Origin of the sequence: Chlorobium sp. (assembly GCF_036528655.1) — a bacterium.
Classification (GTDB): domain Bacteria; phylum Bacteroidota; class Chlorobiia; order Chlorobiales; family Chlorobiaceae; genus Chlorobium.
In genome coordinates, this window is record NZ_JAIGND010000003.1 from 65,241 (window position 1) to 87,882 (window position 22,642).

At 52.5% G+C, this 22,642-nt stretch carries 25 protein-coding genes; 11 read left to right on the top strand and 14 right to left on the bottom strand.

From position 1 onward, the window contains the following. Positions 1-95: 95 nt before the first annotated feature. From K4305_RS00410 to K4305_RS00440, 7 genes are all read right to left on the bottom strand, one after another. Entirely contained in the window at positions 96-737 is a 642-nt protein-coding gene (locus tag K4305_RS00410; protein ID WP_331560343.1) for a hydroxyacylglutathione hydrolase family protein, read from the bottom strand. A gap of 7 nt (positions 738-744) precedes the next feature. Next, entirely contained in the window at positions 745-1,050 is a 306-nt protein-coding gene (locus tag K4305_RS00415) for a hypothetical protein (RefSeq protein ID WP_331560344.1), read from the bottom strand. Positions 1,051-1,064: 14 nt separating this feature from the next. After that, positions 1,065-4,295: an efflux RND transporter permease subunit gene (locus K4305_RS00420; RefSeq protein WP_331560345.1), complete on the bottom strand. Its 3,231-nt coding sequence runs from the start codon at positions 4,293-4,295 to the stop codon at positions 1,065-1,067. A 31-nt stretch (positions 4,296-4,326) separates the two neighbouring features. Continuing rightward, entirely contained in the window at positions 4,327-4,704 is a 378-nt protein-coding gene (locus tag K4305_RS00425; protein ID WP_331560346.1) for a hypothetical protein, read from the bottom strand. 47 nt (positions 4,705-4,751) lie between these two features. Then, the gene (locus tag K4305_RS00430; RefSeq protein WP_331560347.1) at positions 4,752-6,077 is read right to left on the bottom strand and encodes a TolC family protein; all 1,326 of its coding nucleotides are present in this window, start codon (positions 6,075-6,077) and stop codon (positions 4,752-4,754) included. Positions 6,078-6,083: 6 nt separating this feature from the next. Continuing rightward, a complete protein-coding gene (locus tag K4305_RS00435) occupies positions 6,084-6,314 on the bottom strand; it encodes a metal-sensitive transcriptional regulator (RefSeq protein WP_331560348.1) in 231 nt (76 codons plus the stop codon). A 114-nt stretch (positions 6,315-6,428) separates the two neighbouring features. Next, positions 6,429-7,040 (bottom strand): DUF1997 domain-containing protein, encoded by a 612-nt coding sequence (locus K4305_RS00440; protein WP_331560349.1) that lies wholly within the window; start codon positions 7,038-7,040, stop codon positions 6,429-6,431. A 79-nt stretch (positions 7,041-7,119) separates the two neighbouring features. Between K4305_RS00440 and K4305_RS00445 the strand changes: the two genes are divergently transcribed. The 7 genes from K4305_RS00445 (at position 7,120) to K4305_RS00475 (ending at position 12,844) form a co-directional block, all read left to right on the top strand. Beyond that, the gene (locus K4305_RS00445) at positions 7,120-7,440 is read left to right on the top strand and encodes a hypothetical protein (protein WP_331560350.1); all 321 of its coding nucleotides are present in this window, start codon (positions 7,120-7,122) and stop codon (positions 7,438-7,440) included. A gap of 137 nt (positions 7,441-7,577) precedes the next feature. Next, the gene (locus K4305_RS00450; RefSeq protein ID WP_331560351.1) at positions 7,578-7,805 is read left to right on the top strand and encodes a chlorosome envelope protein B; all 228 of its coding nucleotides are present in this window, start codon (positions 7,578-7,580) and stop codon (positions 7,803-7,805) included. Between the two features lie 133 nt (positions 7,806-7,938). After that, positions 7,939-8,955, top strand: a complete 1,017-nt coding sequence (locus K4305_RS00455; RefSeq protein ID WP_331560352.1) for an aminoglycoside phosphotransferase family protein — start codon at positions 7,939-7,941, stop codon at positions 8,953-8,955. After that, positions 8,952-9,887 carry a sugar phosphate nucleotidyltransferase gene (locus tag K4305_RS00460; protein WP_331560353.1) on the top strand — a complete coding sequence of 312 codons (936 nt, stop codon included), beginning with the start codon at positions 8,952-8,954 and terminating at the stop codon, positions 9,885-9,887. The genes K4305_RS00455 and K4305_RS00460 overlap by 4 nt, the downstream gene beginning before the upstream one ends. Before the next feature lie 20 nt (positions 9,888-9,907). Beyond that, complete coding sequence (locus K4305_RS00465) at positions 9,908-11,071, top strand: exo-beta-N-acetylmuramidase NamZ family protein (RefSeq protein ID WP_331560354.1); 1,164 nt, start codon at positions 9,908-9,910, stop codon at positions 11,069-11,071. A 21-nt stretch (positions 11,072-11,092) separates the two neighbouring features. Beyond that, a complete protein-coding gene (locus tag K4305_RS00470; RefSeq protein WP_331560355.1) occupies positions 11,093-12,499 on the top strand; it encodes a sodium:solute symporter in 1,407 nt (468 codons plus the stop codon). A 90-nt stretch (positions 12,500-12,589) separates the two neighbouring features. Then, on the top strand, positions 12,590-12,844 hold the full coding sequence (locus K4305_RS00475) for a bacteriochlorophyll c-binding family protein (protein WP_331560356.1): 255 nt from the start codon (positions 12,590-12,592) through the stop codon (positions 12,842-12,844). A 78-nt stretch (positions 12,845-12,922) separates the two neighbouring features. Here K4305_RS00475 and K4305_RS00480 read toward each other — a convergent pair whose 3' ends face one another. Continuing rightward, positions 12,923-13,621: an SDR family oxidoreductase gene (locus K4305_RS00480; RefSeq protein WP_331560357.1), complete on the bottom strand. Its 699-nt coding sequence runs from the start codon at positions 13,619-13,621 to the stop codon at positions 12,923-12,925. A 219-nt stretch (positions 13,622-13,840) separates the two neighbouring features. On the opposite strand from K4305_RS00480, the gene K4305_RS00485 reads away from it, so the two are divergent. Both K4305_RS00485 and K4305_RS00490 read left to right on the top strand, forming a co-directional pair. Then, entirely contained in the window at positions 13,841-15,175 is a 1,335-nt protein-coding gene (locus tag K4305_RS00485) for a pentapeptide repeat-containing protein (protein WP_331560358.1), read from the top strand. A gap of 86 nt (positions 15,176-15,261) precedes the next feature. Next, a complete protein-coding gene (locus K4305_RS00490) occupies positions 15,262-15,498 on the top strand; it encodes a hypothetical protein (RefSeq protein WP_331560359.1) in 237 nt (78 codons plus the stop codon). A 12-nt stretch (positions 15,499-15,510) separates the two neighbouring features. Here K4305_RS00490 and K4305_RS00495 read toward each other — a convergent pair whose 3' ends face one another. The 3 genes from K4305_RS00495 to K4305_RS00505 all read right to left on the bottom strand — a co-directional run bounded on the left by K4305_RS00495 (position 15,511) and on the right by K4305_RS00505 (position 18,184). Next, positions 15,511-15,813, bottom strand: coding sequence for a hypothetical protein (locus K4305_RS00495; protein WP_331560360.1), 303 nt, complete (start codon positions 15,811-15,813; stop codon positions 15,511-15,513). Between the two features lie 137 nt (positions 15,814-15,950). Further along, positions 15,951-17,132, bottom strand: coding sequence for a TRC40/GET3/ArsA family transport-energizing ATPase (locus tag K4305_RS00500; protein ID WP_331560361.1), 1,182 nt, complete (start codon positions 17,130-17,132; stop codon positions 15,951-15,953). A gap of 125 nt (positions 17,133-17,257) precedes the next feature. Further along, entirely contained in the window at positions 17,258-18,184 is a 927-nt protein-coding gene (locus K4305_RS00505) for a tetratricopeptide repeat protein (RefSeq protein WP_331560362.1), read from the bottom strand. A 276-nt stretch (positions 18,185-18,460) separates the two neighbouring features. Between K4305_RS00505 and K4305_RS00510 the strand changes: the two genes are divergently transcribed. Together K4305_RS00510 and K4305_RS00515 are read left to right on the top strand one after the other, a co-directional pair. Beyond that, on the top strand, positions 18,461-18,955 hold the full coding sequence (locus tag K4305_RS00510) for a septal ring lytic transglycosylase RlpA family protein (RefSeq protein WP_331560363.1): 495 nt from the start codon (positions 18,461-18,463) through the stop codon (positions 18,953-18,955). Between the two features lie 118 nt (positions 18,956-19,073). Beyond that, entirely contained in the window at positions 19,074-19,475 is a 402-nt protein-coding gene (locus K4305_RS00515; RefSeq protein WP_331560364.1) for a septal ring lytic transglycosylase RlpA family protein, read from the top strand. A gap of 1 nt (position 19,476) precedes the next feature. Here the strand turns inward: K4305_RS00515 and K4305_RS00520 are convergent, their stop codons facing one another. From K4305_RS00520 to mnmE, 3 genes are all read right to left on the bottom strand, one after another. Then, entirely contained in the window at positions 19,477-20,193 is a 717-nt protein-coding gene (locus tag K4305_RS00520; protein ID WP_331560365.1) for a class I SAM-dependent methyltransferase, read from the bottom strand. 196 nt (positions 20,194-20,389) lie between these two features. Beyond that, positions 20,390-20,986, bottom strand: coding sequence for a YceI family protein (locus tag K4305_RS00525; protein WP_331560366.1), 597 nt, complete (start codon positions 20,984-20,986; stop codon positions 20,390-20,392). A 203-nt stretch (positions 20,987-21,189) separates the two neighbouring features. Further along, on the bottom strand, positions 21,190-22,614 hold the full coding sequence (mnmE, locus tag K4305_RS00530; protein ID WP_331560367.1) for a tRNA uridine-5-carboxymethylaminomethyl(34) synthesis GTPase MnmE: 1,425 nt from the start codon (positions 22,612-22,614) through the stop codon (positions 21,190-21,192). Between the last annotated feature and the right edge of the window lie 28 nt (positions 22,615-22,642).

Sequence of the window (22,642 nt, forward strand, 5' to 3'; positions counted from 1 at the left end):
CTGAAAAGTCTGAAAAAGGAAGGATGGCCCTGCGCAATCGAAAGCGCAAAAAAAGCAACTTATGAATATAAAAATCGTCCGGAATGAACCAAAAATTATTTTATGCCGTGCGCTTTTTTGTAGTCCGCCCAGTTGCGTTTGAGCGAGAGGAACGAAATGAAGTCCGGCTGAAGCAGAAAGGGATTCGAAGAAGCTTCTGCGGCAAGCGTCGAAAACTGCTTCAACCCGTAGTCGTGCCCGGGATAAACAATGGTATCCGGCGGAAGTTCGCGCAGAAGACGATGCAGGGCATCATATTCCAGACGGGCTGCGTCATCGGAAACCGTACCTCCTACCTTGCCAATGAAAAGCGTGTCGCCGGTGAACAGCGCATTCCCGGAAAAAAGACAGATGGAGTCGGGCGTATGGCCGGGAGTATGGATGATATGAAGAGAGGATGCGCCAACAGGAAAAACCGCGCCGTCCTCGACCCTGATGCCCGTGACCGGGCAGATATCTCCGAAAAGCAGAGGTCTGATGCCTGTCAGGCGGCTGATTTCCGCGTTGCCGTTTATATGATCCTCATGGCCATGCGTGCAGAATATGTAGCGGATGACCCCACCTTCGGCCTCGGCATGACGGACGATCGAGGCGGGATCATAGGATGGATCGACGACGAACGCATCCCTTGTCGCTGCATCAACGGCAAGGTAGCAGAAATTTCGGTCGCCTCCTGTACGGAACTGTGTAACCTGCATGGATCCCTCAGATGATTTTTTCCACGTTCATGACAAAGGCCCTTGCCGGAAAACCGGGTTCAATGGCAATGGGATTGGTTTCAAGCTCCCGGATGATAGCATCAGCCTTGCCGTCATCGAGTATGGCAAAACAAAGCGAAGAATATGAGCCGACCCCCTTGTCGGAAGGCCACCACGACTGAGGAGTCACCCCCTTGTCGCAATAGCATCCCTTTATGGACATATTGCTGAACATCAGCACCTCGAATTTCCTGAAAAGCTCCCTTACCTGCGGACGAGTCTCTTCATGCCCCATTATCGCCAGAAACTTCATGGTTACCCTCCGGATTACTGTTGCTTGATGGTCTTTTTTTCGTAACTCTTTCTTTCTATCATATAATAGGTCAGAGGAACGACGCCAAGCGTAAGAATCGTCGACAGTAACGCTCCCCACATCAGCGATATGGCAAGTCCCTGGAAAATCGGATCGAAAAGAATGACGATCGCCCCTATCACAACGGTGCCTGCCGTAAGAATAATGGGCCTGGTTCGTACCGCAACGGATTCGACCACCGCCTGCTTGAGTTCCACCCCTTCCTGAATCCTCAGCTGGATGAAATCAATGAGCAGCACCGAGTTTCGCACCATGATGCCGGCAAGGGCGATCATGCCGATCATACTGGTGGCCGTGAAGAATGCCCCGTGAATGAAATGGCCGGGAACGATACCGACAAGACTCAGAGGTATGGCTATCATCATGACGATGGGAGTCCTGAACGACTGGAACCATCCCACAATCAGAAGATAGATGATAACAAGTACTATGGCAAACGCCGTACCGAGATCCCTGAACACTTCGAAGGTTATCTGCCATTCGCCGTCCCACTTGAGGGCAAGTTGATCCTCCGAGTCAGGAATTGACGTATAGAGCGGCGTGATCGAATAGCCGCCGGGCGTCTTCAGTTGCATGATCTTCTTGTCGAGTTCGAGCATGGCATAAACCGGGCTTTCGGTAATGCCCGCAACGTCAGCCGTTACATAGACGACCCTATGGAGGTCCTTTCGGTAGACGCTCTTGTCCTGAACCTTTTCCTTTATGGTCACAAGTTCGGAAAGAGGAATCATCTGTCCGGCACGAAGCCTCGATGTCAGACTGCCCATGCCCTGCGACTGGACGAATATTCCTGAAAGATCCTTCAGTGAAGTTCTGTCGGCGCGCGGCAGACGCAATTGTATCGAAACAGGTTCGCGGGCTTCTTCGTCATGCAGAAGGCCGACCTCAACCCCATCGAGCGACATGCGCAGTGTCTGAACGATCTGTTCGGTGGTAACACCTCTGAATGCCGCCCGCTGTTTATCGACAACGAGGTCGTAAACCTGCTGGTCTTCCTCTACGAGCCAGTCCACATCAACAACTCCGGGTGTTTCGCCGAAAATTTTCTTCACTTCTTCAGCCAGAGCGATCTGCTCTTTCAGCGAAGGGCCATAAATTTCGGCCACGAGAGTCGACAGAACCGGAGGTCCCGGAGGAATTTCGACAACTTTGGCGTTGGCCCCGTGCCGGGCGGCAATCTTCTGCACTTCGGGCCGAACTCGCTTGGCGATATCATGGCTCTGCAGCTTGCGCTGCTCTTTGGGGACGAGGTTCACCTGGATATCCGCCATATTCGGGCTCTGGCGCAGGTAGTAGTGCCTGACAAGGCCGTTGAAATTGATCGGAGCGTTCGTGCCGGCATAGTACTGGTAGTTCTCCACTTCAGGAACGGTACTGAGGTATGCGCTTATCTCCTTGGCAACCATTGCCGTCTTCTCGAGCGCACTGCCCTCTGGCATATCGATGATCACCTGGAACTCGCTCTTGTTGTCGAACGGAAGCATTTTCAGCTGAACCATTTTGAGCGGAATCATCAGTATGGAACCGGCAAGCAGAAGACCGACAAACAGAAAGGCACCCCACGCCATCAGCCTGTTGTTGAGAAACGGCATCAGAATTTTTTCATAGAACCGGAAATACAGGGACTTCCTGATATCGTACTCCTCCCCTGCGTGCCCGTCTTCGGCTTTAAGCAGACGGTAAGACAGCCAGGGCGTTGCTATGAGCGCGACGAAAAGCGAAAAAATCATGGCCAGCGAGGCCCCGATAGGCATCGGACTCATATACGGCCCCATCAGGCCCGACACAAAAACCATGGGCAGCACCGAAGCGATAACGGTCAGCGTCGCGAGGATGGTCGGATTGCCGACCTCGCTGATAGCAGCAAGCGAAGCCTGGAGTTTCGGCATCCTGCGCATCGAAAGATGACGGTGAATATTCTCGGCTATGATGATGGAGTCGTCGACAACGATACCTGTAACGAAAATAAGAGCGAACAAAGTCACCCTGTTCAGGGTATAGTCGAAAAGATAATAGACCAGAAGAGTGAGGGCAAAGGTTATCGGCACCGAGGCGAAGACAACCAGACCGCCTCTCCATCCGAGGAAAAGGGCGACAACAACCGTAACGGCAACCACTGCACCTATGAGATGTTCGAGCAGGGTGAAGACTTTCTCCGAAGCCGTCTCTCCGTAATTTCTGGTTTCGGTAACGGTCACTGTGGCAGGAATCACCGAGCCCTTCATTCCCTCCAGGCGAGCAATGACCTTTTCGGCAAGTGCAGTTGCATCAGTGCCTTTCCGTTTTGCAACGGTCAGGGTAACGGCAGGATACTCGCCGGACTCGTTCTCTGCAGATGCAGCCCCCCAGCCGAAAAACGTATAGTTGCCGACCTCTTCAGGCCCATCGGTAATGGAGGCTACATCCCGAAGGTAGACCGGCGAAGCTCCGTAAACGCCGACAACGATGCTGCCGACATCTTCGGCGCTATCGAGGAAGCGTCCCGACCTGACGATGATCTCCTCATTCATCTGCCTGAAATCTCCTGCGGTCAGCTGGACGTTAGCCGCCTGTACCTGCCTGGCGATCTGGAGAGGAGTGACATTGTACCGGGAAAGCCTCTCTTTGTCGAGCAGCACGCGTATCTGCCTTTTCTGGCCTCCCTTTATCTCGACATCGCCGATATTTTCGACTTTTTTGATCTGTTCTGCAGCATGCAGAGCAATACGCCTGAGCTCGTACGGATCTTTGCTCCTGCTCCAGAAGGTGAGGTTCAGCACAGGAACGTCATCGATCGCCACCTTTTTCATCAACGGCATCTGAACGCCCTGCGGCATCCTGTCCATATTTTTCATAAGTGCGGTCCAGAGCTTGACCATACTCTCTTCCGTATCGGCGCCGACGTCGTAACGAACCGTAACGAGCGACATATCAGTCATCGAGGTGGAATAAACATAATCCACGCCGGGTATTTCCGTAAGCGAACGCTCGAACGTCTTGGACACCCGCTCTTCCACCTCCCCGGGCTGCGCTCCCGGGTAAGGGATAAAGATATCGACCATAGGAACCACGATCTGCGGCTCCTCCTCCCTTGGCGTCATGAAAGTCGCGATGATGCCGACCATAAGTGCCGCCACCATCAGAAGCGGCGTAATCTTCGAATTGATGAACTGCCTGGCGAGCCTGCCTGCTATACCTTCATTCATTGGTCTGAACCTTCTTTGTTTCTTGAAACTGCTATTCTACGATCATACCTTCCCGAAGCTCCGGGCGGTAGCGCCCGACAACCTTTTCGCCTTCATCAAGACCGCTGATAACAACCAGCGATCCGTTACTTGCATGACCCGTGGCGATCCATCGTTCAGAAATCCTGCCGCTGGCGTCGACTACATAGACGCCGGTGAGCGGCCCTTTGCTGAAAACAGCCTCCTTCGGCACAATCAGCACAGCGCCTGAAGCATCCGAACCTTTCTCGATGCTTACGATGCTCTGAACCGCAACCGGAGTCGGCGATGGTGCGCTGCCGGCAGCAGGCTTCGGATCCTCTCTGCCGCACCCGGTGAGCAGGCCTGGAACCAGGGCTATAATAAAAAGAATGGTCGGTCTGATGCCCATACTGGAAAATCTCCATCTGGTAAGTTGACTGGATGCCTGACAGGCGGTTACCTGCCCGAGAAATAATCGAGTTCACTCCTTGCTATGCAGTAATCGTGCCTGGCCTGGTTGAGGCGAAGCTTTGCATAGGTATAGGCGCCCTCGCGCATCAGCAGTTCGAAGGTCATGGCCATACCGGTTTTGAACTGCTCATTGATATAATCGAGACTGACTCTGGCCTCGGTGAGCGCCTGCTGCGCAACGGCGATTCTCGCTTTGGCAGTTTTCATTTCGCGAGCGGCTTTCCTGATTTCCGCAAGGCTTCCGTTTTTAGCCGCTTCGTAAGAGTACCTCGCTTCAAGTTCCATAGCTTTGGCTTCCCGGATCTTTCCTTCAGAAGCCATACCATCGAATATATCCCACTGCACGTTTACTCCCATTGCCCAGCTTGAACCTCCACTGAAAATATTGTCGCTGTGCAGATCGGTACGGAAAAACCCGTTCACCCGCGGAAGCCGCGATGCGCGCGCCATATCCTCCTGCTGCTCTGCGACTTCCCGGAAAGCCTGCATGGCCATGAGGTCTCCCCGGCTCTCGGGAACACGCGCTTCATCGACATCGGGAGCACCCTTGCCGATCACGAAATCCCCGGTCGGAATGACCGCAACATCCTGTTCAAGGTTAAGCATCGCCCGCAACGCATCTGTAGCATTCCGCGCCGCATCATGCAGCATAAGCTTCTGCTCGTTGAGTTCCGCAAGCCTGACCTCGGTCGAGAGCTTGTCGGATTTCGGCAGAAGACCAACATTGTATGCCTTGCCAGCCTCCCGGCTGTGCGCCTGCATGGCAACGATCGACTGCTCTATGGACTCGATATTCTTCCTTGCAAGGATAAGCCCGTAATAAACCTTGCTGACCTGCAGCGCAATCGACTCTTCAGTCCTCGAAGCCATGAACTCCTGCGCCTTTTTCGCCGTCGAGGCAACCTTGCGCCCTATTGCCGCATCTGCATTGTAGATCGGCTGCATCACCTGAAGCGAGGTATTGAAATCGTTTATCGTTGACGCGTCATTGAGTTTTGCAGCGTCGAAATCGGTATTCAGTATGCTGTTCTGCTGCAGCTTGAACACCAGCGCCGCGCCGGGATCGTTCGTCACCACTGCGGTTTCCGAAAGCGTCACTTTCGGCAGGTACGACTGGCGGGTCTGCATGATCTTCGCATCAGCCTGATCTACCCTGCTGCGGGCAGCCTTGATGGTATAATTATTCTCTCGGGCCATGTGCAAAGCCTCGTCGAGCGAAAGCCTGACGGTCCTGTTGCCGGCAACCGCGCCGGCCGGAGCGGAGAGCGCTCCGAAAAGGCAGATACCGGCCAATGCCTGGTATAGCTTCATGGTATTCTACTGTTTTGAAATGAGTTTGAGAATCTTCCCCACGTTTTCCGACTCGTTATGACTCATGCACTCCTTGAGGCTTCTTTCGAGCACAAGCGAATAGGTCTTGTCAAGCGCGGCTTTCGCTGCCTGGAACTGAATAATGACCTTATCGCAACCCTCCCCTCCGTCGATCATCCTGACAAGTGCCTCGACCTGTCCGGCAACCTTCTTGAGTCTCAGAATCACATCATCCATATGCATCCGGGATTTAGAAATAATAACGATTTCGCCCCGACCTTTCTGATACCTATACGGGGTTGGGGTATAGAAGGTATACAAAAAAAGGAAAAAAGCAAAATCCGGAATCGTTCAGCGCTTTCCGCCCTGTACGGCAAGTTCGGCATCCGAGCAGCAGAGATCGGCCTGTACCTGGCAGAGCATGCTTTCGGTAGCCTGCTGCATGATCTGCGACATGATGGCTTCGCTCATGAATTTCAGGATGCCCTCGGGCATCATGTTGAGCGGGAAGGTGAGAGTAAAATCGAGAGCTATATCGGTTTCAAAATGCACTTCGGTTTTCCCTTCTTCAAGATGGTAGAGACAGATCCGGGTATTGGCCTTTCCGACGAAGGTATGATTGTTATCTATATCGAGCTGCGGAACCTCTTTCGCATTGACCCATCTGATGCATCTGGCCGCTGCGGCAGAATAGCCTTGTGCGCCATGAAGCGCAGGTGAAGGAGAGTGATGATCGAGCGGCTCTTCATGCTGTTCGACAAAAAATATGGCGGTAATAGGATTGTTTCTCGGGTCCTTCACCTGAAAAACCCACTGGAACAGACCAAGCTCCTTAAGATGAAGAACATTGGTGCAATACGGATTGCACCTGATGATTTTGGTATGATCTCCGAAATATAACGTGGACTCATGCAGACATGACTCCAGAATCACCTTTGCCTTGCTTTTTCCAACAACCTCCATAACTGATCAATCGGATAAAATGACGGATAAGAATTTCCTGTTTTGAAACAGTAACGCTATTTCAAGAGTTCCCAACGAAATGCCGAAAACATGGGGACGGTATCGGTCGATGCGTCATGCCCTTTCGATTTACAGGATTTTTGTTATAATTCACTCAATTCCAGCAGCCGCAGGCCGCCTTCATCCGAATCACGCAACTAATTATCATGCAGGAATCATTCAACTACACAACAATCGTGGCTCCCGTTGCATTTTTCATCAGCGGCATTTTTTTAGTGCTGCTCCTGAACAGGTTCATCGGAAAAAATTCGGGCCCGAAAAATGCGGGATAGGCCGCATCAAACGCCGCGACCTGATCATCCGCAAAGCCACGCCGTTTACCGACGTTCTAACCCATTGATCTTTCAAGGTTTCCTGCCTTTTTTTTATTTGCTCATCATTGGAAAATTAATTAGTTTCAGGGAAACGTAACAGGGCGATGTCGTTTACGGATATTTTCCCTTAAAACATTTTCCAAAACACAAACCATACAACATCATGTCAAACGGATCAAACATCGATGTGCAGGGCGCCGTCAACAACCTTGTTGAAACCGCCGGCAAGCTTTTTCAGCTGCAGCTCGACCTCATGAACAACAGCCTGAAAGTGATCACCAACGTTGCAGAGCCTCTCGCTAAAACCGCAACCGACCTGATCGGCAACCTTGCCAACACTGCCACACAGGTGCTGCAGAGCGTTTCCTCGGCTATCGCACCGAAGAAATAAGCAAGCGCTTAACACTTGAAGCACCTTATTCCATATCGGGATAAGGTGCTTTTTTTTTGTCATGAATGGCCGCCCGGATTGAGGCGATACTGCTGATCGGTCACGGCTTGACGCTTTATTGACAATGTTCATTATGGACGTCACTATAGAAGAGAACATCCGCAGCTTTTTCAAACCCGAAGAACGGCTGCAGCTCGCGATAACACCGGTACAGGGTGACGCATCAACGCGCCGCTACTACCGAATCCTCCGGCAGGAAGGCAGCATGATCGCCTGTCATGATCCGCTGCTTAAGGAATGCGCCGGCATTTCAGAGTACCCGTTTCTTGTTATGCACGATCTCCTTGCCGCGCATAACCTGCCCGTTCCGGCAGTGCTTGCCGTCGATGCACGAAAAAGCCTGCTCCTGCTCGAAGATTGCGGAACGATCCAGCTTCAGGATCTGGCAGACGTTTCGGGCCGAGAAGCTGTTGCCGATCTCTATCGCGATATTATCGACGCTCTCGTCCGCATCCAGTCGATTACGGGAGAGGCTGGAAAAGTACCGTTCAATCTTGCTTTCGACAGGGAAAAGCTGATGCTGGAATTCGATTTTTTCATCGAGCACGCCCTGCTGAATTATTTTTCCGGGTCATTCGACCGCAACGATGCGAGCCTGCTTCGCATCGAGTTCGAATCGATTACGGACATACTTGTCAAACCGGAACAGTTCGTGCTCAATCATCGCGATTTTCACAGCCGTAACATCATGATCCGGGACGGCAGACCGGTCATCATAGATTTTCAGGATGCCAGGATGGGTCTGGCGCAATACGATGCGGTTTCCCTTATCCGCGATTCATACGTCACCCTGGACAGGGTGCTTTCCGAAGAGTTGAAAACTCTCCACTACCGCGCACTTGCGGACAGGAATTGCATTACAACGAGCTTCGACGAGTATCTCTACCTGTTCGACCTTATGGCCTTCCAGAGAAACATCAAAGCCATCGGCACCTTCTGCTACCAGACCGCCGTATTGAATAAAACGCAGTACGAACACTCTATTGCTCCGACACTGGCCTATCTTCCCGATTATATCGCACAAAGAGCTGAACTGAAAAAAGCAGGCAAGCTCCTCATGCCGCTTATAGACGCACGACAGATCCGATGAAAGCATTCGTCCTTGCCGCCGGCTTCGGTACCAGGCTCAGCCCCTTCACTCTCCATCTGCCCAAACCGCTGATGCCGTTGCTGAACGTACCGGCCATTCTGTACACATTCGCGCTGCTCAAAGAAGCCGGCATTACCGAGATCATCTGTAACATCCACCATCATGCCTCGGAAATCCGCAGCAGCATGGAATCGTTCGCACTCGAAGGGCTCGCCGTATCATTTTCGGAAGAAAAAACCATACTCGGCACAGGCGGAGGCCTAAAAAAATGCGAACGACTGCTCGATGAGGGAGATTTTCTCCTTATAAACAGCGATATCGTCACCAATATCGACTTTGCATCGTTCATAAACCGCCACCGGGAATCTGGTCTGTCAGGCACTCTCGCTCTCTATGAAACGCCCGAGGCCGCGACTATAGGCAACGTGGGGGTCAAAAACGGCCAGGTCATGGATTTTCGGAACATGCGCAACACCGGTCTCGACTCTTCCCTTATCTACACCGGAACGGCCATCCTGAGTCCGGAAATATTCCGTCACCTGAAAGAAGAGTTTTCAAGCATCGTCGATACGGGATTTACCGGACTGATCGAGCACGGCGGACTCGGCGCCTTCAGACATACCGGTTCGTGGATTGACATCGGAACACCCTGGAACTATCTCAATGCCAACACCGGCCTGAATATGCTTCCGGAAAGGCTTTCTCCAGGAATACGCGACATCATCGGTATCGAACCACATCGCATTTCCGCGGATGCGTCGATCTCGCCTTCTGCAACTGTCGTCAGATCGGTAGCAGGACCCGGCTGCATTATCGGCAAGGGCGCTGTCGTTGTAAACACGGTTCTGCTTCCCGGTGCGCTGGTCGAGGAAGGAGAACTCCTCAGCAACTGCATCCGGGACCGGCATCACAGCGTCTTTCTCCCGCAATAACAGGAAAACCGGCTTTCACCATGGTAGCAACAGGCCTCGATATACTCCTCGATAACATCGATCGTTTCCGGAATCGGGCTGTCGGCATGATCGTCAACCAGACATCGGTCACCCCGGACCTCCGGTACTCATGGGACGTGCTCCGCAAAAAAGGGTTGAACATAAGGAAAATCTTCTCTCCCGAACACGGTCTCTTCGCAACTGAACAGGACCAGATCGCCGTCGGGCATCAGCCGATACCGGATATCGAACTGGTAAGCCTCTACGGCAATTCCTCCGATACCCTCATCCCCGACAGCACTGCACTCGACGATCTCGACCTGATACTTTTCGATATCCAGGACGTCGGTTCCCGATATTATACCTATGTCAATACGCTTGCCCTTTTCATGGAAGCGGCAGTCGGCAGGGATCTTGAAATCATGGTGCTCGACCGCCCGAACCCGCTTGGAGGCTCGACCGTGGAGGGGCCGATGCTCGATATGGAGTATCGCTCCTTCGTCGGGATCTTTCCCGTTCCGGTGCGACACGGCATGACTCCCGGCGAACTTGCGCTGCTTTACCGCGACTGGAAAAAGCTCGATATCAGACTCACCGTCCTTTCGATGCAGGGATGGAACCGCTCCATGCTTTTTCCTGAAACCGGACTTCCCTGGGTGCTGCCATCGCCGAACATGCCGACTGTTGAAACTGCCGCAGTCTATCCCGGCATGTGCCTCTTCGAAGGACTGAACGTATCGGAGGGACGGGGATCAACCACGCCGTTCCAGCTCTTCGGAGCACCGTTCATCAACCCGTACCATCTGCTTGAAGCGTGCATGGCGACGGAATTCAAAGGACTTTATCTACGGCCAACATGGTTCAAACCCACATTCCATAAATTTCGGGGAGAGACGATCGGAGGCCTCTGGCTGCATATAGCCGACCATGGACAATTCCGTCCGTTTGCAGCCGCAGTCGCACTGACCGTTGCGCTCCGTCATCTCTATCCCGGCGATCTGCAGTTTCTCGGAGGGGTCTACGAATTCAACGACACCATACCGGCATTCGACCTGCTTGCCGGAAACGGCGCTATCCGCCAGGCGATAGTCGACGGTCAAGAAGCATCCTCAATCATCGCTTCCTGGCAGCAGGACGAAACGGCGTTCCTGACCTCCAAAGAACAGTATCATCTCTACCGCTAACGGCATCAACCGAGATTATCCATGCAGGCACCCGACATTGCGATCATCGTCTTATTCCTGGCCGCCAACATTATTTTTGGGCTCTGGCAGGCCAGAAGCAACAGAAACACCGGGGACTACTTCCTCGGCGGCCAAAAGCTGCCATGGATCGTAGCCATGCTCTCGATCGTCGCCACGGAAACCTCGGTACTTACCTTCGTCAGCGTGCCTGGCCTTGCCTACCGGGGAGACTGGACGTTCCTGCAGCTCCCGCTCGGCTACATTTTCGGAAGATTGCTTGTGAGCATCCTGCTCCTGCCGGTTTATTTCAAACAGGGCGTCACCTCTATCTATGAAGTGATCGGCACCAGGTTCGGCACCGGTATGCAGAAACTCGCATCGGTTATTTTTCTCGTCACAAGAATCCTTGGCGACGGAGTACGCTTCCTCGCCACAGGGGTTGTCGTTCAGGTCGTTACAGGATGGTCATTGCCTCTCTCGGTCATGATCATCGGCATCGTCACGCTGGTCTACACCATCTCCGGAGGACTGAAAACCGTAGTCTGGCTCGACAGCATCCAGTTCGGACTCTATCTTCTTGGCGGATTCGTCACCATTATCTTTATTCTTCTGCACCTCGAGTCCGGCATGCCGGAAATCCTTGCTGCGCTTGCCGAATCCGGAAAGCTCACCATGCTCGACACCGGGGGAAACATCTTCTTCAACCCCATGAGCTTCGGCAGCGCATTCATCGGCGGCATATTCCTGTCGTTTGCCTCTCACGGCATCGACTACATGATGGTGCAACGGGCGCTTGGCTGCGGCGATCTCTGTTCAGCGCGAAAGGCTCTGATCGGCAGCGGATTATTCGTTTTTTTTCAGTTCATGATTTTTCTGCTTGCAGGTTCGCTGATCTACCTGTTCATGCAGGAAGTTCCGCAGGAAAAAGACCGCGAATTCGCGAACTTCATCGTCAATTACCTGCCTTCCGGACTTAAGGGTATCCTGCTTGCCGGCATACTCTCTGCAGCCATGTCGACGATCTCCTCATCGATCAACTCACTTGCGGCATCTACAGTCACCGACCTGCTTGGAGGCAAGGCGTCGCTCGGTATGTCGAAAATCATCAGCGCAGGCTGGGCGGTTGTGCTCATCTGCATCGCACTCATGTTCGACGAAAGCGACAACGCCATCATCATGATGGGACTGGAAATCGCATCGTTCACTTACGGCGGGCTGCTGGGACTTTTCCTGCTTTCCAGAACAAAACGAAACTATCATCCGGCGAGCCTTGCCTTCGGACTGCTTGCAAGCATGGCCATCGTATTCGTGCTCAAGCTCTACGGCATTGCATGGACATGGTATATTCTCATAGCAGTCTTGATCAACATCCTTGCGACGCTTGCTGCCGATCTTCTGACTATCAGAATAAAGAGCGGCAAGGCATGACGAAAAAACCCTTTGACCTGGCTGATTATTTTCATACCTTCCTTTAAATGCACAGAAACGCCTTACCAAATCATTTGAAAGAAAGAAACCATGGCTAACTATTCAGGAGCATTTGTTCAGGGCGCAGAAGCATATGGAAGATTTCTGGAAGTATTCATCGACGGACACTGGTGGGTGGTTGGCGACGCCCTTGAAAATATCGGAAAAACAACCAAACGTCTCGGCGCCAATGCCTATCCACATCTCTATGGGGGAGGAACATCCGCGGGTCTTCGCGGATCGTCTCCCGATGTATCCGGATACGCGGTGCCTCAAAAGGAAATAACGAGCCGCTTCGACGACTGAAAATCTCACTGTATGTGAGTTCCTTGCCATCATCTTAACAAAGCCCTCCTGAAAACAGGAGGGCTTTTCTTATTTTCTTCAGCCTGCAAGTTTCTCATAATAACCTTCAAGGCTTTCCTGAGGCTCTTCCTCCTCATTGATCACCTCGAAGGTCTTGTTTTTCGCTTTCCGGTTCCAGAGAGAAAGCACAAGCAACTCCGCTACATCGGCGCGGTTTGTCGACCCGTTCCACAGCCTGTCGCCCTGCTCGACATGAAGCCTGAACTTCAGAGGATCGCCATCTTTCAATCCTCCTGGACGTACGATGGTGTAACTCCTTCCCTCTTTCGCAAAAACCTCCCTTACATGCTCTTCGCCGGCATACTTCATTGAAAGCACTCCCGCAAAAAGATTGAGCGGGTGATACCACTTCGTTACGGCAATGGAACTGACAAGTCCGAAATGCCTGACACCTGCTTTTGCCGCCTCGTCCGCAAGACGTATCACGCCGTCTCTATCGACTTCCGAAGGAGAGGCCTCTCCTGAAACAGAGCTTGAACCAAGAGCGGATATAACCGCATCACATCCGTTTACGGCAGCCGCCACTTCTTCAGTGTTCTGCACATGGCCGGTAACAACCTCAACCGAATCGCCGAACCGGGCCGCCTTTTCTGCCGATCTTACGAGAACCCGAACCGGAATACCGTAATGCTGAAGACGCTTTACCACCCATTGCCCTGTTTTTCCTGTCGCACCGGCAACAAGGACTTTTCCTGTATATAACGACTCTTTTTTCATGATCAGCAACTCCGGATATACTTTCACATTCTTTTATTTTAAATATGTATAAATAATGAACCTGCTCATGACGAAGAAAGTTTCCCTTATTAAAGGCATTTTCATTACTTTTCACATAAAGCTCGCTCTTATGTCTGCGGTTTATCCTTTTCATCACCTCGCAGCCTGCCCTTGAGTGCCCGGCACACGGAACGGCCTGCAACAATCGCATGTCCCGGAATGAACAAGTACCGATCGGTTTTAAGCATCTTCCTGCTCGCAGCAAGCTGCGGCAGCGCATCAACAGGCTACGCGGCCGACCCCGAGGCGCTACGGATGCTCATGAACAAGCGCGGCGAATGGGTAGCGCTTCGGCAGTCGAATCCATCGCTTTTCGTTGACCTGAAAAAAGCGAAACTTGACGACGCGAACCTCAAGGGAGCGAACCTGAGCAATGTATCGCTCGTACGAGCGGAACTGAGCGGAGCAAACCTCGACAAGGCGAATCTGCAACGCTCTGATCTGTCCATGGCATTCATAAAAAAAGCCGACCTGAAAGAAACTGATCTCGACGAATCGACGCTCGTCAAGGCCAATCTGAAAAACTCCTTCATGAAAGGAGCATCCTTACGGAAAGCAAATCTTCAGGGCGCGAACCTGCGATGGGCCATTCTGGAAAATGCCGACCTCTCCCAGGCAAATCTTTCGGGCACAGTACTGTTCGAAACCAGTCTGCAGAACGCCAATCTGAAAGGCTCGAACTTCAAGGGGGCCACCTTTCTCGATAAGGCCGACCTGAACGGAGCCCTTGTATCGAACAATACCATAACTCCGTCCGGAGAAAAAGCCTCCGGAAGCTGGGCATCGATTCGCAATGCACGCTTCGTACGCGAACCCGAATCGGCGCCTCCCGTCTATGCCGTGCATCCCGAACCTGTTTTTCTGACGGCGCCTGCACCTCAAAACCCCGAACAAACTGTAAAGCCCGCAAGTCAGAATCGGGCAAAACAGCAGGAACTGCTGGTAGCAGATGTGGAATCCTGGAACGACATGCGGCAACAGAACCCGGAAATGCCTGTTGTCCTTAAAGCAGAGAAGCTTGAAGATGCTGAACTCAAAGGGGTAAATCTCAAAAAGGCCGCAATGGCAGGATCTGACTTCGAGGATGCCAACCTTGACGATGCGGTTATGGAGGATGGCGACTTCAGCGGATCGAATTTCCAGAAAGCCGATATGAAGGGGGCGAAACTGCACGGCGCAAAGCTGCATAAAGCGAACTTCGACCGGGCCTTTCTGAAAGGAGCTGATCTCAGCGGCACGGATCTGACAGGGGCAAACCTTTATGGCGCAATGCTCTCAGAGGCAAATCTGCGGGGAGCGAACCTTACCGGAGCGTCGCTTTTCGATGCGGACCTTGAAGAAGCCGACCTCTCGGGCGCGGTGCTCAAAGATACCTCCATGATGGACGCCAATCTGAACAATGCCGTGATCACCCCGGAAACCGTTCTGCCGTCCGGAAAAACGGCTACTGCCGACTGGGCGGTTCAGAGAGGAGCGATTTTCAGAAAACCCTGATACACGCAAAGCGGCTCGAAAGAGAACCTGGTATCGATATCCGGAACTCTCATGCCGCCTACCGAAACAGGCAAACACGGTACAGTATGGCAAACATCCTCGTTTCGAGTTACTACAGCAGATGGGACCTGGCCGAACACGAAGGCCGCATAGCCTTCTACGACTCCGATAACCAGTTGATCGACAACCGGGTATTCAGGGAGCCGGCGGAATTTCAGGTTGTTATCAGCATGCTTCGCCACGACACCCCTCTCTGGTATGACACGCAGGCCTGCCATCTTCGAGCGGGAACAGAACCCGCAGGAGAGAGTGACGAGAACTGATGACGGGTTCAGTTAACGTTGTCTTTCCGTATCCGGAAGCTGCGGAAACCGCTTGCGATATACAAAATGCTGGAATATATCAGCTTTCCGGATATTGGGGTCGGAAGCCTCGAGAAGATGTTTTTTTCCTGTACGCGTCGTAACTTCGATCTTTCCGTCGCTATGCACCCGTATCACTTTCCAGAACTTATCAACCACGTAATGGTACTCCTCGCCATGCGCAAGAGGATATACCTGCTTCGCCCTCGGTCCAGGGCAAAAAGAACTTTTCGGTTTATGGTAAACGATGGCATCGCCGACCCTGAACTGCAGCATCTCGACCTCCTTCCGGTGTAATAACCGGGTTCTGAAATTGAACGGCTAAACGCTCAATTTACAATTAACAATTGCAAATTGAAAAACTTTTTTTTCTCGGAATAAGACCGAAAATGAATCCTGCCTCGCACAGAACGTCACTGCCGCTCCTCAAATCGTATCAACAGCCTGTCGCCATCGATTTCCGCCCCGGCGGTCTGAAGGGTTGCAAGCACCTGCGGAAGCACCAGATTTCTTCGGTGATTGCCTATCCGGATACTGAGCTCATCACCGCTTTTGCTCAGATGTATCTGCTCTCCGGGAATTCCCGGCAGGTAGAGTTCAAGTGAGAATCCTTTCGGAACAGGCTTGACCTCGAAGGTTGCGTGCCTGTAGTACACCTGCGCAGGGTCTTCGTCATTGTAGAGATATTTTTTCAGTTTTTCGAGTGTTTCAAGACCGCATATTTCGCGGGAGTAAAGGGGAACCTCCTTAACCGGCAACGGGCTGAAATTATCGATGATTTCCCGGCGGTAGATCTGCTGACTCTCTTTCCAGAAGGTGAAATACGGATCGGTGACCTCAGGCGGAATGATTCTGTTTGCGATCACGAGATCGACGGAAATATTATACAGGCTCAGGTAGGCATAAGCACGAAGAGATTCCTTGATCACCATTTTTTCCGGATTGGTTACCAGCCTCACCGATGTCACCGTATTGTCGGTAAGTATCCTGCCAAGGGCCTCAATTTTTTCGTAGAACTCGTATGGCACATTCATAAGCTCCCTGTCGGGTAGAGAAAAACCTGCAAGCGGTCTGAAGAGCGGCTCGACCAGGGGACGAAGAAAGAGCGCAACTTTTTCCATAGGCTTGTACAACCTGCGCATATACCAGCCACTCACCTCCGGAATGCTTAAAAGCCGCAATGCGGTTCCCGTAGGAGCGGAATCGATGATGAGTACATCGTAATTTCCTTCACGGTGATGGCGAAAAACCCGTACCAGCCCGAAAATCTCATCCATACCCGGCAGGATTGCAAGTTCTTCTGCCTGAACGGCATCGAGCCCCCTTGCCTGAAGCACTTCGGTAATATACCGCTTTACAGTCCCCCAGTTCTGTTCGAGCTCCTGCAACACATCGAGTTCGGCGCCATACAGTTTATCGCAAACCGGTTTTGCTTCATGCCCGAGAGGCATATCGAAACTGTCTGCGAGGGAATGGGCGGGATCGGTGCTCAGCACAAGCGTTTTATAACCGAGCTCGGCACAACGAAGGCCGGTTGCCGCAGCCATCGAAGTCTTTCCGACCCCTCCTTTGCCGGTCATGAGAATAAGCCTCATAAATACCCCTGAAACCATTTAAGTTCATGCAGGATGCCTTGTGGAGTTATAACCGGAGGGCTCGTTTACGTCCGCCCCCGCTCCTCCTTGCCGCTCATAGGACATAACATCGAAAGCTATGGCCGCTATGGAGCCGTCTCCTGAAGAATTTTCACGGAAAGAGAATCGCCGAGATCTGCTGCCCTCTTAAAATCCTCTTTTGCTCCGGCACCGTCTCCCAGTTTTTTTTTGGCTATGCCCCGATTGTAATATGCTTCTGCATTATCCGGCAGAACGGAAATAACGCTGGTCATATCCGCGACGGCACCACTGAAATCCCCAAGAGCTGCCCTGGCGTAGGCCCGGTTGTTATATGCCTCAACCAGTCCTGCATTCAGAATCAATGCTTTATCGTAATCTGCTATTGCTCCCCTGAAATCGCCGGAGACAACCAGAGCATTGCCCCGATTGTACCATGCCGCATCATATCGCTGGTCACGCTCGAGCGCAAGCGAATAATCCCTGATTGCACCTTGCAGGTCGCCGGCCATACTTCTGGCAAGCCCCCTGTTGTTGTAGGCGCCGGCAAGTCGGGGATTGAGTTCGATTGCCCGGGTATAATCGGCAATAGCTCCGTTGTAATCACCAAGCCCTGATCTGGCTGTCCCTCGATTGTTATAGAATTCGGGAACCGTCGGATCAAGCGATATGGCCAACGAAATATCCTCGACCGCACCCTTGAAATCCCCAAGCGCCGCACGCGCGAATCCCCTGTTGTTGTAAGCGCCCAGCAGGGAAGGATCGATTTTGATAGCCCTTGAGTAATCGTTTATCGCACCCGCGATATCGCCTCCGAGAGACTTTGCCAATCCCCTGTTATAATACGCCCCGGCATTACCCGGATCAAGCATTAGAGCCTTGCTGAAATCATCGATCGCCTCTTTTACTCGTCCCTGGCTACCCTGTTCGATACCGGACTCTATATAATCCTGTACCGTCTGGGCATATCCCGTCGCAACACCGAACAATGCAAGCAGAACGGCGAAAACGGCTCCCTTCTGAATAATATTCATTCTATATTAATATTAACCCTGAGCAATTCCGCCACACATACTTCGGCATAGTAACGAACCGTGAAGAAGAAACATACGCCTTTCTCATCGAAAAGCTGTTCCGCATAGCCGGAAAGCAATGCAATAAGCGGACTTAGCGCATTATTTGCATATTTAATAAATTATTCCCTATCTTTAACGTTGTAGAGTCACCGGATAACTAATGAATTTTTATTCAACACACCTGTTCTTCCTTGTCGAAGTTGTTTAAGGGACAGTGTTCTAAACCTTAGCATTATGAGACATAAAAATCGTTTTTTCTCACTTTCACTCCTGACTGCGCTGACCGGGTTCATATTCTCAGCCTGCCTGACAATCATGCCCGCCTCAGTTCTAACAAAACTTACTGACGCAACGTTTCTCCCGGTAGCACTTGCTTCCTCCGGAAACGAAACAAATGCCCCCGACAGCTTCATGCTCGTCTCCGAAGGCAAAGCATCATATTATGCGAGCCAGTTTCACGGAAGGAAAACGGCAAACGGCGAAACATTCAACATGAACGAACTGACCGCCGCACATCGTACGCTGCCTTTCGGAACATGGGTAAGAGTCACCAACATGCGAAACGGAAAAGATGTTATCGTGCGCATCAACGATCGCGGGCCATTCATCAAAGGACGCGTCATCGATTTATCCAAACAGGCGGCTAAGGAGCTCGGCATGATGAAAGCCGGAACCGCCAATGTACGTGTAGAAGCTATCGACCCTTCGTCAGAAGAGCACCCGGGCTGATCGTTCATTATCAGTCTTTCCTCTCGCTTTACGGAAAGCCGGAGCTGCGCAAACAGGAACAACCCCTGAAGTGCGCGGCATCCGGCAGCCTGACGCAGAACAGCAATCAGAATCGATCATGAAGTTCTCCGGACTTGCAGTATCAGCACTGATTACAGCAATCTTTATTGCCTGTGGAAATTCCGTTAATGCAACAGCCGCTGAAAGCGCGGCCTCAGGAACAGTATTTCACGCCGATGAAGGCCGGGCGTCGTATTATGCCGACAGCTTCCACGGAAAAAGAACGGCAAACGGAGAAACATTCCGCCTGCAGGAATACACTGCGGCCCACCGCTCTCTCCCTTTCGGAACAGCCGTCAGGGTAACCAATCTTGACAACGGCAGAAATGTAATGGTTCGGATCAACGACCGAGGGCCGCATCTGAAAAACCGGATCATCGATCTCTCTCCTGCCGCAGCCAGGGAAATCGGCATTTTCGGCAAGGGGACGGCACGCGTACGCATCGAGTCGCTGAACTGAATCACCCGTTTTTTCTGAAAACCATCACCAACGCAGAGGAATCTTCAGGATTGAACGCCCTTCCGTCGAATCCGCCGCTGACGCGTTCTGAAGTAAAACCCGCATCTTCGTAAAGCCGGCAATATTGGGCGGAAGTCGCCGGATAAAGCGGAAATTGTTCGATGAAAAGCGTCGAATCCCCTTTCACGAGCGAAAACCCGAACAATACCTGCTCTCCTGATATGGCGGAGTATCGGCGATGAAAGGTTGTCTGGCCGTCATCGAGTACTTTTACAGGAAACACGAACTCTTCTCGTCCGACAATGGCCTCCCGGTTCACCACCTGAAACACCCAGCAACCGCCCGGAGAAAGAAGCGCGTACACTGACGCCGCAAACCGTGAACGCTTATCCGGAAGCAGATGCGAAAGCACGTTGCCTATGGAATAAACCATCATGAACGGCCCTTCCAGACTCCCGACTTCTGCCATATCCATGCAGCGAAACGACGCATCGGGACAGGACGACGAGGCCACTTCGATCATACGGCTGTCGAGGTCGAGCCCACAGGCGGCATACCCCTGGCGCGCAAACCGGCAGCAGTAATGCCCCGGACCGCAACCGATATCGAGCACCGCACTGCCTCGCTGCCCGGCATACCCCTTCAGAAAGGAAAACACATCTTCCCTGAAAGGAAAAACCTGTTCGTAACATGTGGCGAATTCAGAGTAGAACGACATAACACGGTTCCGGCTGACGGTTAAATGATAATGCCGACTTGCATCAACGTTGCGGCAAACATGTACATGAAAGAAAGATCGGCTGAGTAAAAAAGAAGGTTCTGAAGCAGGAAATTATATGCAGATAACCGGAAAAGAGCCCGCGTTCACCCCATTACTTATTTTGAAAAGCGGGCTCCCGTTACCGGAATCGTCGCTATTGCTCTGACTTGATCATTTCAATATCGAGAACAATGTCCACCTCGTTGCCGATCGTCACACCGCCAGCATCGAGAGCCTTGTTCCATGTAATGCCGAAATCCTGCCTGTTGATCCGGGCTGTCGCCGTGGTACCTCGCCTTGTCTTGCCCCAGGCGTCACGGATTTCCCGGGAAAACGGATCGACATTCAGCACGACATCCCTGGTCGTTCCATGCATGGTCAGGTTACCCGTTACTTTCAGCCTGCCGTCGGCAGTCCTGCTCCATTTCTTCGAAACGAACGTGATGTTCGGATATTTTGCAACATCGAAAAAATCCGCTCCGCGCAGATGGTCGTCGCGCTTCTGCACATTCGTATTGATCGACGAAGCGTCGATTGTCGCCGAAACCCTGGAAGCCGTGATATCCCGGTCGTCGAGATCGACCATTCCGCTGAAGCGCGCAAAACTGCCCTTGACGTTGGAAACCATCAGGTGCTTCACCGAAAACCCGACGTTCGAATGGTCCTGATCGATCTTCCAGGTCGAAGCCAGGGCAAAATCCGGTATCATAAGCGCGATACCGAGCGCGCAAATCCTCACCAACCTTTTCATAGTGCTGCATGTTTTGATTATCGGGACATCTGTTTTTCCGGAGAGGATCCGGAAAGGGTAGAATATTGTTAACGATAGTTAATAATCAGAGAAACCCCAAGGGAAAAAAGGAATGTCAATCAGGGACATAAAGGAAAAAAATATCTCTATTGGAGAATCTTAAGCTCTTTTGGTCTTTTTGGTCCATTTTTGTCCCTTACCCATTACTTTCCGATGCAGAACCGATCGAAAATCATGTTGAGCACCTCCTCGCTGACCACCTTGCCGGTGATCTCGCCGACGTAGTCGAGGGCCGAGCGGAGTTCGAAGGCGATGAGTTCGATGCCGGCGTAGGCACCGAGCAGTTCGAGGGCGTTCTGGATAGAATCGCCTGCGTTGCGAAGCGTGACGTAGTGGCGGAGGCTGGTGACGAGAACGCTGGCCTCGTGCAGCTTGTCGAGCCCTTCGACCATGCTGCTCATCTGTTTCAGAAGAGTTTCTATTCCCTCTCCCTGCTTCGCCGAGAGGCCCGTGACGTCGCAGCCGGTCTCTTCCTGAATCATGCGGATGCGCGCTTCGGCATCCGGGTCAAGATCGGTCTTGTTGGCGATGACTATAAGTTTAGCCTGTCCGTAGGTGTCGCGGAATTCGCGCACAACCTCCGCTTCCTGCAGATAATCAGGCTTGCTCAGGTCGAGCATGTAGAGAATCAGGTCTGCCTCGCTGATCTTTCTGTAACTCCTGCCGATGCCTTCCCGTTCGATCTCTTCGTCCGATTCCCGCAGCCCTGCGGTGTCGGTGAGGCGGAACATGGTCTTTTCGTGCACGAAACACTCTTCGATGTAGTCGCGGGTTGTGCCGGGCATGTGGCTCACGATGGCCCGCTCCTCGCCGAGCAGGGTATTGAGCAGGGTGGATTTTCCGGCGTTTGGCTTGCCGACGATCACGGTGGCGACCCCTTCGCTGAGGAGGCGTCCGTGCTGGTAGGAGTCCACGAGTTTCTGCACCTCCTCCTGAAGCTGCAGAAGCTGTTCTTTAAGCTCTCCGCGGCTCTGGAATTCCACATCTTCCTCGCTGAAGTCGAGTTCGAGTTCGAGCAGGGCGCAGGATTCGAGCAACCTCTGGCGCAACTGGTCGAGCTTGAGTGAGAGGTTGCCCCGCATCTGGTTAACTGCCGTACGGTAGGCGGATTCGGATCGCGCATGGATCATCTCCCCGATCGCCTCGGCCTGCAGCAGATCGATGCGTCCGTTCAGGAATGCCCTGCGGGTGAACTCGCCCGGTTCCGCCGGTCGGCATCCCGCTTCGTAGAGCGCCTGCAGCAGGTGGCGCACGACTACCGGCCCTCCGTGGCAGCTGAACTCCACCATATCTTCGCGCGTAAAGGAGCCGGGCGATCGGAAAACCAGCGCGACCACCTCGTCGACCAGCCCGTCGCGATCGTAGACCCTGCCGAAATGCGCAACGAAGCCTTTGGAATCACCGAACCGGAAATCGGGGTCTCCGGCTTTCCTGAACACCTTTCCGGCAATATCGAGCGCCCCCCGGCCGCTCACGCGGATAACGGCAAGCGCGCCTATACCTACAGGGGTTGCTATGGCCGCTATCGGATCTTCCTGGATGACGGGTTGCTGATGCTGGTCTGGCATGGCGCTATGGTGGTGGGTGGTGAAAAAA